Consider the following 16,197-nt stretch of genomic DNA (forward strand, 5'->3'; position numbering starts at 1 on the left):
AGGTCCCGTGAGCCCCCGAGCATCCCGCCCCACCGCGCGCTGGGCGTCCGTCTGGTCGTTCGGCCGCGCCGTGCGCACGGCCGCGCGCCCCGGCTCCCCGAGCCTCTCGACCCGGCTCCAGGCGCTTCCCCGGCTGGTCGGCGCCGTCAGGTCGGGGGAGTACTCCGGCGCGACGCGTGCCCAGCTGCTGGCGCTGGCCGCGGCGGTGGCCTACGTCATCAGCCCGGTCGACCTCGTGCCCGAGGGACTGTTCGCCCTGCTCGGCGTCGGGGACGACGCGTTCGTCCTGGCCTGGGCCGCGGCCCAGCTGATCAGCACCACCGAGGACTTCCTGCGCTGGGAGCAGGCTGGCAGCCCCCGCGGGTCTCGGCAGGGCGATCCCGCCACGGTCACCGTCGACGGGCGCGTCGTGCGCTGACGGTCCTCCGTCCACAGGCCGCCGTCCGCGACGAGTCAATCCGCGTCCCTGTCCACAGGCGCGCCGACCGCCCCTGGTCGGCGCGCCTTGTGGCGTCCATGGTCGGGGCATGACGTCCTTCCCCCAGACCTCCGTCCCGTCCCCGAGCGCCCCCGCCGACACCCCCGTCGCGTCCGTGCGTGACAGCAGCCAGCTGGTGGCGACCCTGCCCTACCTGCTCGGCTTCCACCCGACCGAGAGCCTCGTGGTCCTCGGCCTCGTCCCCTCCTCGACCGGGAGCCTGCGCGTGGGCCCGTGCGCGCGGATCGACCTGCCGCCGGTCGGCACCCCCGCCGCCGTCCTCTGGGACGCCGTCCACGGCCGTATGGCGCGGCACAGCCGCCACCTCGTGGTCGCCGGGTACCTGCCCGGCAGCGGAGGTCGCGACGACGCTGCCTCGGCCTGGGGCTGCGCCCTGATGGACGAGGTCCTGCAGCTGGCGAGGCGTGCCCAGATGGAGGTCGTCGACGCCGTCGTGATCGGCGCGGGGGGCTGGTGGTCGATGCTGTCTCCCGAGGCCGGGTGCCGGCCCACCCGCCTGCAGCCGCTGCCCGACCCGAGCCAGGTCGAGGCCGTCACCGACCTGGTCCTCGCTGGCTCCGCGCCCTTCGCCGACCGGGAGGCCGCGCTGGCCCGGGTGCGGGCCGCACCGGAGGACGACCGTTGTCGCGACGTCCGGTCCGCCCTGACCGCCCTGACCGCCCGGACGGTGCCGGCCCCGGGGGACGTGGAGGAGGGGCTGCGGGCATGGGCCCGCCTGCTGGGAGTGGGGGAGGAGCACTGCGTGGACGGCGGCCTGCCGTCGGTGCCGACGCGCGACGACTGGACAGCCCGCGACCTGGTCTCCGCCGTCGCGGTGGCCCGGGACAAGGTGGTCCGCGACGCGCTCCTCGCCTGGTGCTCGCCCGGCCTGGCCCCGGGGGCCCTGCTGCCTCAGGAGCTGCTGGACCTCTGCCGACGCCACCTCGGCCGCCCCGTGCGGTGGGGGTCGGCCGACCGTGGGCGGCGTGAGGCGCTGCTCGAGCGTCTGCTGCTGGTCGGCCGCGTCGTCCCGCCGGAGCACGCCGGGGGGTCGTTGACCGTCGCGGGGGTCGTCGCGTGGTCCCTGGGCGACCACATGATCGCCGTCGCGGCGCTGCGACGGGCACTCGCCGTGGACCCCGGGCAGACGATGGCGCGACTCGTCCTGCCCGCCGTCGAGTCCCTCGCGGTGTACTCCGAGGTGGTCGGTCGCGGCGGGGACGACCACGACGGTCAGGGGCGGGGCGCGCGCGCCGTCGAGCCGATGGGATAGGTTCGGGGCGATCGTCGTTCGCCCCCACCTGCTCGGAGGACTGTCATGACCATCGTCGTCGGCCTGGTCGCCACGCCCGAGGGTCGCGCCGCTCTGGCCCGTGCCGCGCAGGAGGCCGTCATCCGTTCCGTGCCCCTGGTCCTCGTCGAGACGGGCCGCGCCGCACCGGACGCCGAGAGCAGCGCGGCGATGGAGGCGGTGGTGGCGGAGGTCACGGCGGAGGTGTCCGCGGCGGGCCTGGGCCTGGAGCGCCGGGCCCCCGGCGGCAAGGACCTCGCCGAGCAGCTGGTCGGGGTGGCCGAGGAGGTCGAGGCCAGCTGCCTGGTCATCGGGCTGCGGCGGCGCTCGCCGGTCGGCAAGCTCATCCTCGGGTCGAGCGCGCAGCGGATCCTGCTCGACGCCACCTGCCCGGTGCTGACCGTCAAGCCACCGAGTCGCTGAGTCTCTGAGTCGCTGCGCCGCCAAGTCGCCGCGCTGGTCGACTGCTCGGGCCGTGTCGCCGGGGGCAGGCTGGGTGCGCCTTCCCCGTGCTTTCGTCGCCCCGACTACTCCGGTCGACTTATAATGGTGGGGAAGCGCACCGGAGGCCATGGTCAGCCCCCCGCAGACCCTGCCACGACAGGCTGCACCAGCCCACAGCGCACCCGCCGTCCCGTGGCTCCTGCGTCTCGTCCTGCGACGATCGACGGTTCCACGCGCCCACGTCATGCGACGAAAGGTTGTTGTGACCACTGTACCCAATGCCGCCTCCCTTCCTCCGGAGTTCGCGCACCCCTCCCTGCAGGCGCTGCTCCAGCTCGGCGCCACCCACGGCTCGATCGACTCCCAGCAGCTGGGGGCCGCCCTCAACGAGGTCGCCCTGGAGCCCCGTCGGATGAAGGCCGTCCTGCGGGCCATCGATGCTGCGGGCATCACGGTCACCCTGGACCCCGACCACGCGCGAGCCGTCGCAGCCTCCGCCGGTGGTCGCTCGAGCTCCACGCGCAAGGCCACCGCCAAGAAGGCTCCTGCCAAGAAGGCCCCCGCCAAGAAGGCCGCCACGACGCGTGCCGCCGCCGACGCCGCCGCGCCGGCCAAGAAGTCCACCGCCAAGACCGCTGCGGCCGCCAAGGGCGCGGCCGCCAAGGCGGCGGGCAAGGTCGCCGCGGGCACGGATCCCGAGGCGACGGAGCCCGAGGAGCCCACCGGTGACGTGGACGTGTCGGACGACGGCCCGGCCACGTTGGACGACGTCGAGGACGTCGTGGTTGAGGACGACGCCGCGAGCACCGAGGACGCGGACGACGACGAGAGCGTCGTCGACCCCAAGGCGCCCCAGGGCGACGCGGGCGCGGCCCGGTCCAAGGGGGTCAAGAAGGACGACGAGGAGGAGACCGACGGCGGCTTCGTCTACCGCGAGGACGACGAGGACGACGCTCCGCCGCAGCAGGTCGTGACGGCGGGGGCCACCGCCGACCCGGTCAAGGACTACCTCAAGCAGATCGGCAAGGTCGCGCTCCTCAACGCCGAGCAGGAGGTCGAGCTCGCCAAGCGCATCGAGGCCGGCCTGTTCGCCGAGGAGCGGCTCAACTCCGGCGACAAGATCGACATGAAGCTCAAGCGCGAGCTGTGGTGGGTCGCGCAGGACGGCAAGCGGGCCAAGAACCACCTGCTCGAGGCCAACCTGCGCCTCGTGGTCTCGCTCGCCAAGCGCTACACCGGCCGCGGCATGCTGTTCCTGGACCTGATCCAGGAGGGCAACCTCGGTCTGATCCGCGCGGTCGAGAAGTTCGACTACACCAAGGGCTACAAGTTCTCGACCTACGCGACGTGGTGGATCCGTCAGGCCATCACGCGGGCCATGGCCGACCAGGCGCGCACCATCCGCATCCCCGTGCACATGGTCGAGGTCATCAACAAGCTGGCTCGCGTGCAGCGGCAGATGCTGCAGGACCTCGGGCGCGAGCCCACCCCGGAGGAGCTCGCCAAGGAGCTCGACATGACCCCCGAGAAGGTCGTCGAGGTCCAGAAGTACGGACGCGAGCCCATCTCGCTGCACACCCCCCTCGGTGAGGACGGCGACAGCGAGTTCGGCGACCTCATCGAGGACTCCGAGGCCGTGGTGCCGGCCGACGCCGTGAGCTTCACCCTGCTGCAGGAGCAGCTCCACTCGGTGCTCGACACCCTGTCCGAGCGCGAGGCGGGCGTGGTGTCGATGCGGTTCGGCCTCACCGATGGCCAGCCCAAGACCCTGGACGAGATCGGCAAGGTCTACGGCGTCACGCGAGAGCGGATCCGGCAGATCGAGTCCAAGACCATGTCCAAGCTGCGGCACCCCAGCCGCAGCCAGGTGCTGCGGGACTACCTCGACTGACGGCTCCCGCGACGAGACGGCCGAGGCCGGCACCCCGTCGGGTGCCGGCCTCGCTGAGTCCTGGCTGCCTCGTCATCCCCGCGTCGTCAGTCTGCTCGACCCCGAGCCGCGGTGGGCAGCAGGACCGCCCGCAGCCGTTGTGGCCAGGACCGCGTGCGGGCAAAGGTGCGCCGCACCACCTGGACGTCCGCCGCCACCTGGCGAGGTGACGCCGGCGCCCCGGGCGGGGCATAGCGGGCGCGCTCGACCGCCGACAGCACGCGGGTGAGGGCGCGCTTCCCGTCGTCCGGCAGCAGCGCGTAGCGGTCGTAGTGGCCGGCGAGCGCCCGGGGTGTGAGCCCGGTGGGCGGGCCCAGCCCGAGGTCGTGCAGCTGCTCCGCCAGGCTCGTCCAGTGCGCCTCCACGGCTGCTGCGGGGGTGCCCGCCCGCGCCAGCCTCCGCTGGCGCGCCCGGGCGGCGCGCAGCGGAGCGACCGCCAGGGCGATGGCCGCGACCAGCAGCAGCCCGAGCGTGAGGGTGCGGGCGGGGGTGAACCAGCCCCGCAGCCGGTCCAGCGCACCGGGCTCGGCCTCCGCGGCGGGGGTGGTATCCGTCTCGGTGGGTCGCGGCCGGGCGGTGGAGGTGGTCGTCGGGGCGGCGGTGGACGTCGACGCGGTGGGAGCGGTCGGAGGGGTCGCCCAGGCCGGGGGCAGACCCGCACGGCCGCCCGGCGTGGGCTCGAAGCGGGTCCACCCCACCCCGTCGATGAACAGCTCGGGCCAGGCGTGAGCGTCGGCGGCCCGCACAACGCGGGTCCCGTCAGGCTGCAGAGAGCCCGGCAGGAAGCCGAACACGACACGTGCGGGGATCCCCTGCGAGCGCGCCATCATGACCATGGCCGTCGAGAACTGGGTGCAGTATCCCCGGCGCGTCCGGAGGAAGTGGCTCACCGCGTCGGGCTCGACGCCGCGGCGACGCTCGTCCTCGGTGAGGGGGGCGAGGGTGAGGCTGTAGATGAAGGACGGGGATCGGGGGTACTGCTGGATGGCCATGGCCTTGGCGTAGGCGCCGTCCGGCGTGCCGTAGCGCTCGACCTCGGCCAACGACAGGACCTCCTGCGCCGTGCGGTCGACGAGCTCGCGGGAGGCGGGGTCGACGTCGAGGTAGTCGGTGTCGTCGTAGGCCGAGGTGGCGTACGGCTGCTGCGAGGCAGACCCCCTGGTCCCGCCGCCCAGCTGCGCGGGGGTGAGCGTGGGCACGGCATAGGACACGGAGTAGTCCTCGGCCGCGCGGCCGACGGAGACGAGGCCGGTCGTCGCATCCCGGCGCCACGGCACGTCCGCTCCCACGGACAGCGCCGGGACGGGTGCCGCCAGCTGTGGTGGCCGCATCACGGTGTTGTCGCTGACGCGCGCCGTGACCGAGCGATGCGGCAGATCGGGCGCGATGCCGTCCGGCAGGCCCAGGGTGCGGCCGGGAGCAGGCTGGGCCTGGTCCGCGGGGGGCGGTGTGGGGATCATGCGCCAGTGGCCGTCGACATACTGCTTGGCCATCGTGACCGCGAGCGGCGGCGGCTCGCTCCCGTCGCTGGTGCGGAGGGTGAGCACCGGGCGAGGGTCGCGGGAGCCCAGGCTGCGCGTGATGTCCACGTCCGAGGTGAAGCTGAGGGTGCCTCGACCCGCCTGCTCCTGACGACCGAGCCCCTCGCTGAGGAACCGGGTCGGGAGGTCGGGCAGCAGGGCCTGTATGCCGACGGCCGCGAGGACGACGGCCACCGCCACGGCCCGGGACCGCCCGGAGAACCTGCTGACGACGGTGGCGGCGTCGTCCACGTTGGAGCTGCGCGACGGGGCTGCGGCGAGCGTGGCCCACCGGCGCAGCTGCGAGCCGTGCTGCTCGACGAGCAGGAGCAGCCACAGGAGCGCCAGGGGGAGGAAGTACACGGCCGGCAGGGCCACGGGGGTGTTGACGACGGAGACGAGGTAGACGACCAGGAGCGGGAACCCCGCCACGGTCGCGGCGCGCCGCGCGACGACGAGGTGGTCCACGAGGATGGCGACCAGTCCCGTCAGCAGCGAGATCAGCGTGACCAGGCCCCGGGTCGCCGGGGCCGGGGCGGCGTAGGAGCGGATGGTGCGTCCCGCCTCCTCGAGGCGGTCGACGAGCCGGGACCCGACGTCCGTCCACGGCAGTCCGCCAGGGCCGCTGCCGAGGTCGTGGAGCAGGCACACGGCGATGCTCACGGCGAGCAGCTGTGTCAGGACCACGCCCCACGCCGGCGCGCGCACCGAGCGCAGGCCGGCGCCGACGAGCGCGACCAGGCCCACGACGAGCAGCATGGGGCCGGTCCAGCTGGAGTCACGCAGGAGCGTGCCGATGGGCCAGGCTGCGACCACCACGGCCAGGGAGGACAGTGCGGTCTCGCGCAGGTGGGCCCGCGTCATCGGACGCTCCTGCGGGTGGACGCGATCTCTCGCCAGGCCTGGGCGGGGGTGGTGCCGTGGCCGGCGACCACGGCGCGCCAGCCGTAGCGCCGCAGCAGCTCGACGCTCGCGGCTGCCGACAGACGCCCGGGGCGCGGCCCGGCGTGCGTGGCGTCGTCCGGACGGGAGGCGGGGGGCAGGCCCTCCGGTGGGGCCTCGGCAGATCGACCGTCCGCAGCTCGACCGAAGGTCGGGCTGTCCACCACGACGGCCAGCGAGGTCGTGCCGGTGCGGTGGCTCGTCGCGAGGGCCTCGAGGTCGGCCCGGCTGCCGGGCCCGACGACGGCCACCACGAGGCCCGCCGTGCCGCGGGCCAGGACGTCGGCCGCACCGGCGAGCCCGTCCTGCTCGACCGGGACGACGCGGGCGAGGGTGGTCAGCGCCTCGTCGAGGGTCGCGGGGCGCTCGTGCCCGCTGACCGGGTCGGTCACCAGGTCGACGTCGTAGCCGTGGTCCTGCAGGTGGCTCACGACGGAGGCGGCCGTCGTGACGGCCCACTCGAAGGAGCTGTGCGGCCCGTCGCCCGCGTGCGCCGTGACCCGGCGGTCGAGGAGCACGGCGGCCCGGCGCCGGGACGGTTGCTCCTCCTGGCGCACCATGAGCGACCCGGTGTGGGCGCTGGCGGGCCAGTGGATGCGGCGCAGCTCGTCGCCCTGGCGGTACTGGCGGATCGTGACGTCGTCCTCCCCGTGCAGGGCGACGCTGTCGGCGACGTCGTCGTCCTGGCCGGGTCCCGACCCCGGGAGCGCCGACGCGTCCAGGGGGAGCACCTGGGGGACCACCAGCACGGTGCGGGACCCGGTCAGCCGGGTCATCCGGCTGGTCAGCCCGAACCCGTCGCGCACCCGGACCGAGAGGGGGCCGAGCACGTGCTCACCCCGCACGACCGAGCCGATCGGGTAGTGCACGACCTGGTGCGCACCAGGGCGCAGGGAGGGCACGACGAACCGTGGCCGGTCACCCAGCGGGTAGGAGACGTGCTCCTGCGCGAGGACGAGAGGGGAGCGTCGGCGTCCCGCGTTGCGCAGGGTCAGGGTGACGGTGCCGAGCTCGTCGACGGCGAGCCGGCCGGGCTCGACCTCGCGCTCGACGTGCAGCCAGCTCGCAGGACGGCGCGACAGCGCCCAGGCACCGACGGCGAGGATGACCAGGACCGTCCCGATGCGCAGCAGGTCGCCCAGCCCGAGGGCGGCACCGGCGCCGAGCAGCACCACCCCCGAGGCCAGGAAGGACTGGCCTCGGGTCGTGAGGGCGGCATCGTGTCGGGGCATGAGCCGGCGGTGGGCTCAGCGCGAGCCGGGTCGGCGACCGGTGACGCCGACCACGGGCACCTGCGCGAGCAGGGTCTCGATGACGTCCACCGCAGCACCGTGGGCGCCGCCCAGGCCGCCCGCGCCCCCGGCGGGCAGGACGCGGTGGGCCAGGACGGGGACGGCCAGCTGCTGCACGTCGTCGGGCAGCACGTGGTCGCGCCCGGACATCGCGGCGCGGGCCCGGGCCGCGCGCAGCAGGTGGAGCCCGGCCCGCGGGCTGGCGCCGAGACGCAGGCCCGAGGAGGTGCGGGTGGCGCGGACGAGCTCGACGACGTAGCGCTGGACCGCCTCGCCCGCGTGCAGGTGCCGCACGGACTCCACGAGCTGCTCGACCGTGGTGGCGTCGGTCACGGGGGAAAGGTCCCGCAGCGGACGGTGCTCACCGTGCGCGGCCAGCATGGCGGTCTCGGCGTCGGCCGTGGGGTAGCCCATGGACAGCCGGGCCATGAAGCGGTCGCGCTGGGCCTCGGGCAGGGGGTAGGTGCCCTCCATCTCGAGCGGGTTCTGGGTCGCCAGCACCATGAACGGCCGCGGGAGGGGGCGGCTCACCCCGTCCGTGGTGACCTGCCCCTCCTCCATGGCCTCCAGCAGGGCGGACTGCGTCTTGGGGGACGCGCGGTTGATCTCGTCGCCGATGACGAGGTTGGTGAACACGGCCCCCGGCCGGAACTCGAAGCTGCGGTTCTCCTGGTTGAAGACCGAGATGCCGGTGATGTCGCTCGGCAGCAGGTCGGGGGTGAACTGCACGCGACGCACCGTGGCATCGATGGCGCCCGCCAGCGCCTTGGCGAGCATCGTCTTGCCCACGCCCGGCACGTCCTCGAGCAGGAGGTGGCCCCCGGCCAGCAGGACGGTGACGGCGGTGCGGACCTGCTCGTCCTTGCCTGCGATGACGGTGGAGACGGCGCGGCATACGGCCTCGGCGGTCTCGGCGACCTCCGTCGCCGTGCTCGCGCGGTGCGTCTCGGTGCGATGGATCACGGTGCCCCCGTCTGTGCGGTCCGGTGCCGGGTCCACCGGGACGTCAGGGCAACTCTATGGATATCGGGCCCGCTGCCAAGGCGGACCGCTCGTTCCCCACTTCCCACCACCCCCCGTCCACCGACGGGTGCCGCGGGGGGTGAGGGGACGGGAGTGGAGCGCTTTGTGCCGCTTGGTCCGCCTGTGGCGGCCCCGGGGCTCCCGCCGCCCTCCACTTCCTACCACCACCTCTGACCAGCAGGTATGACGAAAAAATAACGGCGAACCGCGCGATCTACGATTGACCGTGGTGAGTGGTGGAGTAAAGTGGGGGATGTCAGAGCACGCGGCGAGCCGACGGGGAGGGGCCACGATGTTTCTCGGCACCCACAACCCGCGCCTGGACGACAAGGGCCGGCTCTTCCTCCCCGCCAGGTTCCGCGAGCGCATGGCCGAGGGGTTGGTCGTGACCCGCGGCCAGGAGCGATGCCTCTACGTGTTCCCCATGGACGAGTTCGTCCGCGTGTCCCAGCAGCTGCGCGCCGCGCCGATGACCAGCAAGGCCGTGCGGGACTACCTGCGCGTCTTCCTGTCGGGGGCCTCGGACGAGGTGCCCGACAAGCAGGGCCGCATCACGATCCCGGCGGCCCTGCGGCAGTACGCCGGGCTGAGCCGCGACTGCACCGTCATCGGTGCGGGCGAGCGCGTCGAGGTCTGGGACACCGAGGCGTGGGAGCGCTACCTGTCCTCCACCGAGCAGGCCTTCTCCGACCAGGCCGAGGAGGTGGTCCCCGGACTGCTGTGATCCCTGGCGCCCGGCCTCCACCCGCTCCTCGTGCCCCGCGGCACCTTCCCCGGTCTCGGGACACATCGAGCGGAGCGGTTGGGGACCGGACGCCAGGGCCCCTCGTCCGAGGGCCCATCACCACTCAGCACCCGCCACCACGACCCACCCGCCACCACTACCCACCCACCACCACGACGCAGTCACGCACAGAGAGGGGCCGACGTGCAGCAGGACGACGCGCGCACAGGTGCCGCGGGCCGTCACGTCCCGGTCCTGCGCGACCGCATCGTGGGCCTGCTCTCCCCGGCCCTCGCCGAGGACGTCGACGGCGCCCGGCCGGTGTACGTCGACGGGACGCTCGGCATGGGCGGGCACGCCGAGGCGGTGCTCACAGGCTGCCCCCGCGCTCGTCTGGTCGGCATCGACCGGGACACCGAGGCCCTGCGGCTGGCGGGGGAGCGGCTCGCCGCCTTCGGGGACCGGGTCGACCTGGTGCACGCCCGCTACGACGAGATCGGCGAGGTGCTGGCCGACCTCGGCGTCGACGGCGTCCAGGGCGTCCTGCTCGACCTCGGGGTGTCCTCCCTGCAGCTCGACGAGGAGGACCGCGGCTTCGCCTACCGCGTCGACGCACCCCTCGACATGCGCATGGACCAGTCGACCGGCCGCACAGCCGCCGACGTCCTCAACACCTACGCCCACGGCGACCTCGCTCGCGTCCTGCGGACCTACGGCGAGGAGCGGTTCGCCAAGCAGATCGCCTCGGCCGTGGTCCGTGAGCGCGAGATCGAGCCGTTCAGCACGTCGGGACGCCTGGTCGAGCTGCTGCGCCGCACCATCCCGGCCGCCTCCCAGCGGCAGAGCGGCCACCCGGGCAAGCGCACCTTCCAGGCCCTGCGCATCGAGGTCAACGGCGAGCTCGCCTCGCTGGAGGCGGCCCTGCCCGCAGCCGTCGACGCGCTCGCCGTGGGGGGTCGCCTGGCCGTCCTGGCCTACCACTCCCTCGAGGACCGGCTCACCAAGCAGGTCCTCGCCGCGGGTGCGCGCAGCACCTCGCCACCCGACCTGCCGGTCGAGCTGCCCGAGCATGCGCCCTACCTGCGACTGCTCACCCGCGGTGGCGAGGAGCCCGACGCCGAGGAGACGGCCGCCAACCCCCGCGCCGCCTCGGCCCGGCTCCGGGCCGCCGAGCGCGTCCGCACGTCCCCGCCCACCACGCCGACCACCCGCCCGCACCGCACCACCCGGCCAGCCCACCGGAAGGGACACCGTTCATGAGCCTGCTGCAGACCGTCAGCCCGCGCCCAGGGCCGACCCGCACCTACGATCGTGCCGTCGGGCAGCGTCCCCACCTGGAGGTCGTGCGCATGGCTGGCCGCAGAGCCTCCCAGGTCCCCTTCGTGGTCCTCGGTGCCGTGCTCCTGACGCTGGGCCTGCTCGCCGCGCTGCTGCTCAACATCACGCTGTCGCAGGGCTCCTACGCCCTCAACGACCTGCAGGACCGGTCCGCGACGCTGCGGGACCAGTCGGCGGCGCTGCGCCAGGACATCAACGCGGTGTCGTCGCCCAACCACCTCGCGACCAAGGCCCAGGAGCTGGGCATGGGCCCGGCAGACTCCCCGGCCTTCCTCGACCCGGCCACCGGCAAGGTCTCCGGCCTGGCGAGGCCCGCGACCCGGACGGGCGACTTCACGGTGATGACCGGCAGCCAGGCGGTCGCCCCCCAGGCCCGCCCCGACGACTCCACCCTGGCCGCCGCGTCCGCCGTCTCCGGCCTCGGGCTCGGCAACGGCCTGGTGGGCGGGCTCGCCGCTCTCGCCGCCCCGGCCGCGACCCGCTGAGCCGCGTCGCAACCGCCCGATCGGCGCCTCACGGTCGATGATGGAGGCGGTGGGCACCGCAAGAAGCACGACCAGACCCACGGACAACCGACGCGCCCCGGGCGCACGAAGGATCGAGGTGAGCGCGTGACCGCGACGCGACCCACCCGTCAGGGACAGCCGGTCACGGGGTCCCGGGCGCGGATGCACCCCCGGCGTCGGGTCCGCTCGATGTTCATCGTCTCCCTGCTCGTGCTGACGGTCTTCGCCGCCCAGCTCGTGCGACTCCAGGGGTTCGACGCGGCGGCGATGTCCGCCAAGGCGCTCGAGCAGCGCAGCGCCAAGCGCACCCTTCCCGCCGCGCGAGGGCAGATCACCGACAGCAACGGCACCGTCCTCGCCGAGTCGATCGAGCGCTACACCCTGATCGTCGACCAGCAGGCCGTCAAGGAGTACCAGAAGCGCCTCACCCCCAAGGGGCCACGCACCAAGGTGGGCGCGCAGGGCGCGGCCGCCGACATCGCCCCGCTGCTCGGACTGCCCGTCGCCGACGTGCAGGCGCGGCTGACCGGCGAGCGTCGGTGGTACCCCGTGGCCACCGACATGACGCCGGTGGCCTGGCGGCAGATCAAGAAGCTCGGCATCGGCGGCCTCACCGCCGAGCTGACGACCAAGCGCGTCTATCCCGCCGGCACAGGGGCCGCCTCGCTGGTCGGCGCCATGACCAATGCCGGGGCGCCCGTCGGCGGCGTCGAGCAGCTCATGAACTCCGTGCTCGCCGGCAAGCCGGGCGAGCAGCGCTACGAGACCACCCCGAGCGGGCTCAAGATCCCGACCGGCACCGAGTCCCACACGCCGGCCGTCCCGGGCCGCAACGTGCAGACCACCATCGACGCCGACCTGCAGTTCGTGGCGCAGAACGCCCTCGCGCGCGCCGTGACGCAGCGCGAGGCGCTCAACGGCTACGTCGTGGTGCAGGACGTCCGCACCGGCAAGCTGCTGGCCGTCGCCAGCTACCCGACCTTCGACCCGGCCGACCTCAGCAGCCTCAACCGTGGGGGCACCGTCTCCAACAAGGCCTTCCAGGAGAACTTCGAGCCGGGGTCGACCGCCAAGGTCATGACCATGGCGGCCGTGCTGCAGGAGGGCGTCGCCACGGCGGACACCCCCGTCACGGTGCCGTCCAAGCTCCCCCGCTCCGACAAGGTCTTCGAGGACTCTTCTGAGCACGGCGTGCAGCAGCTCACCCTCAGCGGCGTCCTCGCGACCTCGTCCAACATGGGCACCATCCTCGCCGGCGAGAAGCTCCCGGTGGCCAAGGTGATGGACTACTTCGGCAGGTTCGGGCTCGGCCACCTCACCGGGATCGGCTATCCCGGCGAGCAGGCGGGCATCGTCCCCAAGAACCCCACGGGGTCGCAGCGCTACACCGTGATGTTCGGTCAGGGCATGAGTCTCAACGCGGTCCAGTCGGCCAGCGTCTTCCAGACGATCGCCAACGGCGGCGTGCGCATCCCGCCGACCCTGATCAACGGCCAGACCGAGCCGGACGGCACCTTCACGCCGGCCAAGGCCCCGGAGCGGCAGCAGGTCATCTCGGGGCCCGTCGCCAAGACGCTCGGGGAGATGATGGAGTCGGTCGTCTCCGACGAGGGCACCGCCGGCGCCTATGCCTCCATCCCGGGCTACCGGGTCGCCGGCAAGACAGGGACCGCCGACCGCTACGACGAGCAGGCGGGCGGCTACGTCGGTCACACGGCCTCGTTCATCGGGTTCGCGCCGGCGGACGAGCCGAGGTTCGTGGTGGCCTGCACCCTCCAACGTCCCATCAGGGGCCACTACGGCGGCCAGACCTGTGGGCCGGTCTTCACCGAGGTGATGAAGTCCGCGCTGGAGAAGTACCAGGTCCCGCCGAGCGGCAGCCCCGCGCCGCACCTGCCCGCGACCTGGGGCGGCTTCCGGCTGCACGAGGACAAGACCTCGTCGTCGACCACCGCGAACCCCTCGCGGGCCCGCTCCAGCACCGGGACGCGATAGGTTCGGTGCTCGTGGCAACCCCCTTCCCCCGCCCCGCGCACGTGCGAGCCCTCGCCGCGACCGATCTCGCGCGCCGGCTCGACGGCGTCGTCCTGCGCACCGTCTCCGGCGGACCCTGCGCCGACCCGGCGATCCTCGGCGTCACCCTCGACTCGCGGTCGGTCCGCGCCGGTGACCTGTATGCCGCCCTGCCGGGAGCCAACGTGCACGGCGCCAGGTTCCTGGCGCAGGCCCTGGACTCCGGGGCGGTGGCGGTGCTCACGGATGAGGCCGGCGCGGCCGTCGTGGGAGAGGACCTGGGACCCGCCGCCGCCGACCTGCCGCTGCTGGTCGCAGCAGATGCCCGGGCGGCTCTGGGCCGTGCCGCCGCCGAGGTCTACGCCCGGCCGGACGGGACGCAGATCGCGGTCTACGGCATCACGGGCACCAACGGCAAGACCACCACGGCCTACCTGGTGGACGGCGGGCTGCGCTCCCTCGGCCTGCGCACCGGTCTGGTCGGCACGGTCGAGACCCGCGTCGGCGACGAGCGGCTGCGCAGCACCCGCACGACGCCCGAGGCCAGCGACCTGCAGGCGCTGCTCGCCGTCATGGCCGAGCGGGGTGTGCAGCGCTGCACGATGGAGGTCTCCAGCCACGCCCTCGTGATGCATCGGGTCGACGGCGTCGTCTACGACGTCGCGGCCTTCACCAACCTGTCCCAGGACCACCTGGACTTCCACGGGACGATGGAGGACTACTTCGCCGCCAAGGCCTCGCTGTTCACCCCGCAGCGCGCGCGACGTGGCGTCGTGGTCGTGGACGACCCGTGGGGCAGGAGGCTGGCCGAGCAGGCGACGATCCCGGTCGTCACGGTGTCGGCGACCGGCGCGGAGGCCGACTGGCAGGTGCGCGACCTCGGTGGCCGGGCGTTCGTGCTCACCGACGGGGACGAGACCAGCCTGGAGCTCGTCTGCCCCCTGCCCGGCGACTTCAACCAGGTCAACACCGCCGTGGCCGCCCTCCTGCTGCACCTCGGTGGCGAGGAGCTCGCCCGGGCCGCGCGCGCGGTCTGCGAGGACCCCCACGTGCCCGGCCGGATGGAGCGGGTCGAGACCGGGCTGCCCGACCAGCCCCTCGCCGTGGTCGACTTCGCCCACACCCCCGAGGCCGTGGGGGCGGCGCTGCGTGCGTTGCGTCCCCAGACCCGAGGACGGCTCGTCGTCGTGCTCGGGGCGGGCGGTGACCGCGACCCGGGCAAGCGACCCCACATGGGCGCCGCCGCCGCCGCGACCGCCGACCTCGTGGTGGTGACGGACGACAACCCCCGCTCGGAGGACCCGGCGGACATCCGCGCGGCGGTCGCCGGCGGGGTCCCCGAGGACCTTCAGGTCCGGGTGCAGGTCGTGCCGGGTCGCGCCGCGGCCATCCGTGCTGCGGCGGCGGCCGCTCCCGGCGCCGGGGACACCGTGGTGGTGCTCGGCAAGGGCCACGAGCAGGGCCAGGAGATCGCCGGCCAGACCCACCCCTTCGACGACCGGGAGGAGCTGGCCGCGGCGCTCCGGGAGCACCGAGCCGGCACCGACCTGAAGGAGCGTGCACCTCACGTGCAGGATGAGATGTCGACCACCGAGGAGACCAGCTCGTGAAGGCCGTCCTGATCGCCGCCGGTGTCTCGCTGCTGATCGCCCTGCTGGGCACGCCCGCCTACATCAGCTTCTTGGTGCGCAAGCACTACGGCCAGTTCGTCCGGGACGACGGACCGACGAGCCACCACACCAAGCGCGGCACCCCGACCATGGGCGGTGCCGTCATCATCCTCGCGTCCCTCGGTGCCTACGCCCTCGCTCACCTGCTCACCTGGTGGCCCCCGTCGGCGTCGGGCCTGCTCGTGATGTTCCTCATGGCGGGCCTGGGCCTGGTCGGCTTCCTCGACGACTACATCAAGATCTCCAAGCAGCGCAGCCTCGGCCTGCGATCCTGGCAGAAGCTCGCCGGGCAGGGCATCGTCGGGCTGGTCTTCTCCTGGCTCGTGCTGCAGTTCCCGAACTCCCGAGGTCTCACCCCCGCCTCGACGGTCATCTCCTCGGTGCGGGACACGAACCTCGACCTCGACGTGAGCTCGACCCTGCCCTGGGTGGGCGTCCTGCTGTTCGTCCTGTGGGCCAACCTCATGATCGCGGGCACCAGCAACGGGGTGAACCTCACCGACGGCCTCGACGGGCTGGCGACCGGGGCCAGCACGATGGTCTTCGCGGCCTACGTGATCATCGGCACCTGGCAGACCAACCAGAGCTGCGCCATCACCCCCAGCGCCGGCTGCTACGAGGTGCGTGATCCCCGGGACCTCGCGGTGGTCGCGGCCTGCCTGATGGGCGCGTGCTTCGGGTTCTTGTGGTGGAACGGCTCGCCCGCCAAGATCTTCATGGGCGACACTGGGTCCCTCGCCCTCGGCGGCGCCCTGGCGGGCCTGGCCATCTGCACCCGCACCGAGCTGCTCGTGGTGGTCCTCGGAGGACTGTTCGTCCTCGAGGCGCTGTCGGTCATCATCCAGGTCGGCTCGTTCAAGACCACCCGCAAGCGCGTGTTCCGCATGGCGCCGCTGCACCACCACTTCGAGCTGCTCGGCTGGGCCGAGATCACCGTCGTCATCAGGTTCTGGATCATCGCCGGGCTCTTCGTCGCGCTCGGCATCGGGTTGTTCTACGCAGAGTGGGTCGTGGGAGCGTGACGGA

At 73.5% G+C, this 16,197-nt stretch carries 13 protein-coding genes; 10 read left to right on the plus strand and 3 right to left on the minus strand.

The genetic code is table 11. The annotated features are described in order from the left end of the window. Positions 1 to 7: 7 nt before the first annotated feature. The 4 genes from GGG17_RS17130 to GGG17_RS06940 all read left to right on the plus strand — a co-directional run bounded on the left by GGG17_RS17130 (position 8) and on the right by GGG17_RS06940 (position 4,104). Entirely contained in the window at positions 8 to 418 is a 411-nt protein-coding gene (locus GGG17_RS17130) for a YkvA family protein (RefSeq protein ID WP_288800144.1), read from the plus strand. Between the two features lie 109 nt (positions 419 to 527). Beyond that, the gene (locus tag GGG17_RS06930; protein WP_154593020.1) at positions 528 to 1,751 is read left to right on the plus strand and encodes a DUF4192 domain-containing protein; all 1,224 of its coding nucleotides are present in this window, start codon (positions 528 to 530) and stop codon (positions 1,749 to 1,751) included. A gap of 45 nt (positions 1,752 to 1,796) precedes the next feature. After that, positions 1,797 to 2,192, plus strand: a complete 396-nt coding sequence (locus GGG17_RS06935) for a universal stress protein (RefSeq protein WP_154593021.1) — start codon at positions 1,797 to 1,799, stop codon at positions 2,190 to 2,192. A gap of 265 nt (positions 2,193 to 2,457) precedes the next feature. Beyond that, a complete protein-coding gene (locus GGG17_RS06940) occupies positions 2,458 to 4,104 on the plus strand; it encodes an RNA polymerase sigma factor (protein ID WP_154593022.1) in 1,647 nt (548 codons plus the stop codon). Between the two features lie 86 nt (positions 4,105 to 4,190). Here the strand turns inward: GGG17_RS06940 and GGG17_RS06945 are convergent, their stop codons facing one another. The 3 genes from GGG17_RS06945 to GGG17_RS06955 are packed head-to-tail and all read right to left on the minus strand — an operon-like array spanning position 4,191 to position 8,857. Next, positions 4,191 to 6,527 carry a transglutaminase TgpA family protein gene (locus tag GGG17_RS06945; protein WP_154593023.1) on the minus strand — a complete coding sequence of 779 codons (2,337 nt, stop codon included), beginning with the start codon at positions 6,525 to 6,527 and terminating at the stop codon, positions 4,191 to 4,193. Continuing rightward, the gene (locus GGG17_RS06950; protein ID WP_154593024.1) at positions 6,524 to 7,837 is read right to left on the minus strand and encodes a DUF58 domain-containing protein; all 1,314 of its coding nucleotides are present in this window, start codon (positions 7,835 to 7,837) and stop codon (positions 6,524 to 6,526) included. Before GGG17_RS06950 ends, GGG17_RS06945 begins: the two co-directional genes overlap by 4 nt. 15 nt (positions 7,838 to 7,852) lie before the next feature. Next, positions 7,853 to 8,857, minus strand: coding sequence for an AAA family ATPase (locus tag GGG17_RS06955; RefSeq protein ID WP_289032517.1), 1,005 nt, complete (start codon positions 8,855 to 8,857; stop codon positions 7,853 to 7,855). Positions 8,858 to 9,212: 355 nt separating this feature from the next. Between GGG17_RS06955 and mraZ the strand changes: the two genes are divergently transcribed. The 6 genes from mraZ to mraY all read left to right on the plus strand — a co-directional run bounded on the left by mraZ (position 9,213) and on the right by mraY (position 16,193). Continuing rightward, positions 9,213 to 9,644, plus strand: a complete 432-nt coding sequence (gene mraZ, locus GGG17_RS06960) for a division/cell wall cluster transcriptional repressor MraZ (protein WP_154593025.1) — start codon at positions 9,213 to 9,215, stop codon at positions 9,642 to 9,644. Positions 9,645 to 9,848: 204 nt separating this feature from the next. Continuing rightward, a complete protein-coding gene (gene rsmH, locus GGG17_RS06965; protein WP_311966486.1) occupies positions 9,849 to 10,904 on the plus strand; it encodes a 16S rRNA (cytosine(1402)-N(4))-methyltransferase RsmH in 1,056 nt (351 codons plus the stop codon). Further along, positions 10,901 to 11,467, plus strand: coding sequence for a cell division protein FtsL (gene ftsL, locus GGG17_RS06970; protein ID WP_154593026.1), 567 nt, complete (start codon positions 10,901 to 10,903; stop codon positions 11,465 to 11,467). Before rsmH ends, ftsL begins: the two co-directional genes overlap by 4 nt. Before the next feature lie 126 nt (positions 11,468 to 11,593). After that, the gene (locus tag GGG17_RS06975; RefSeq protein ID WP_154593027.1) at positions 11,594 to 13,483 is read left to right on the plus strand and encodes a peptidoglycan D,D-transpeptidase FtsI family protein; all 1,890 of its coding nucleotides are present in this window, start codon (positions 11,594 to 11,596) and stop codon (positions 13,481 to 13,483) included. Positions 13,484 to 13,494: 11 nt separating this feature from the next. Then, positions 13,495 to 15,111 (plus strand): UDP-N-acetylmuramoyl-L-alanyl-D-glutamate--2,6-diaminopimelate ligase, encoded by a 1,617-nt coding sequence (locus GGG17_RS06980; protein WP_288798149.1) that lies wholly within the window; start codon positions 13,495 to 13,497, stop codon positions 15,109 to 15,111. Beyond that, positions 15,108 to 16,193, plus strand: a complete 1,086-nt coding sequence (gene mraY / locus GGG17_RS06985; RefSeq protein WP_311966487.1) for a phospho-N-acetylmuramoyl-pentapeptide-transferase — start codon at positions 15,108 to 15,110, stop codon at positions 16,191 to 16,193. The genes GGG17_RS06980 and mraY overlap by 4 nt, the downstream gene beginning before the upstream one ends. The last annotated feature ends 4 nt before the right edge of the window (positions 16,194 to 16,197 follow it).

The organism is Arsenicicoccus cauae (assembly GCF_009707125.1).
Taxonomy (GTDB): domain Bacteria; phylum Actinomycetota; class Actinomycetes; order Actinomycetales; family Dermatophilaceae; genus Arsenicicoccus; species Arsenicicoccus cauae.

Excerpts from the sequence above, each read along its gene's own strand:
- GGG17_RS06930 (WP_154593020.1), top strand. The coding sequence starts at position 528 with ATGACGTCCTTCCCCCAGACCTCCGTCCCGTCCCCGAGCGCCCCCGCC.
- GGG17_RS06945 (WP_154593023.1), bottom strand. The coding sequence starts at position 6,527 with ATGACGCGGGCCCACCTGCGCGAGACCGCACTGTCCTCCCTGGCCGTG.
- GGG17_RS06935 (WP_154593021.1), top strand. The coding sequence starts at position 1,797 with ATGACCATCGTCGTCGGCCTGGTCGCCACGCCCGAGGGTCGCGCCGCT.
- ftsL (WP_154593026.1), top strand. The coding sequence starts at position 10,901 with ATGAGCCTGCTGCAGACCGTCAGCCCGCGCCCAGGGCCGACCCGCACC.
- GGG17_RS06940 (WP_154593022.1), top strand. The coding sequence starts at position 2,458 with ATGCGACGAAAGGTTGTTGTGACCACTGTACCCAATGCCGCCTCCCTT.
- mraZ (WP_154593025.1), top strand. The coding sequence starts at position 9,213 with ATGTTTCTCGGCACCCACAACCCGCGCCTGGACGACAAGGGCCGGCTC.
- GGG17_RS06950 (WP_154593024.1), bottom strand. The coding sequence starts at position 7,837 with ATGCCCCGACACGATGCCGCCCTCACGACCCGAGGCCAGTCCTTCCTG.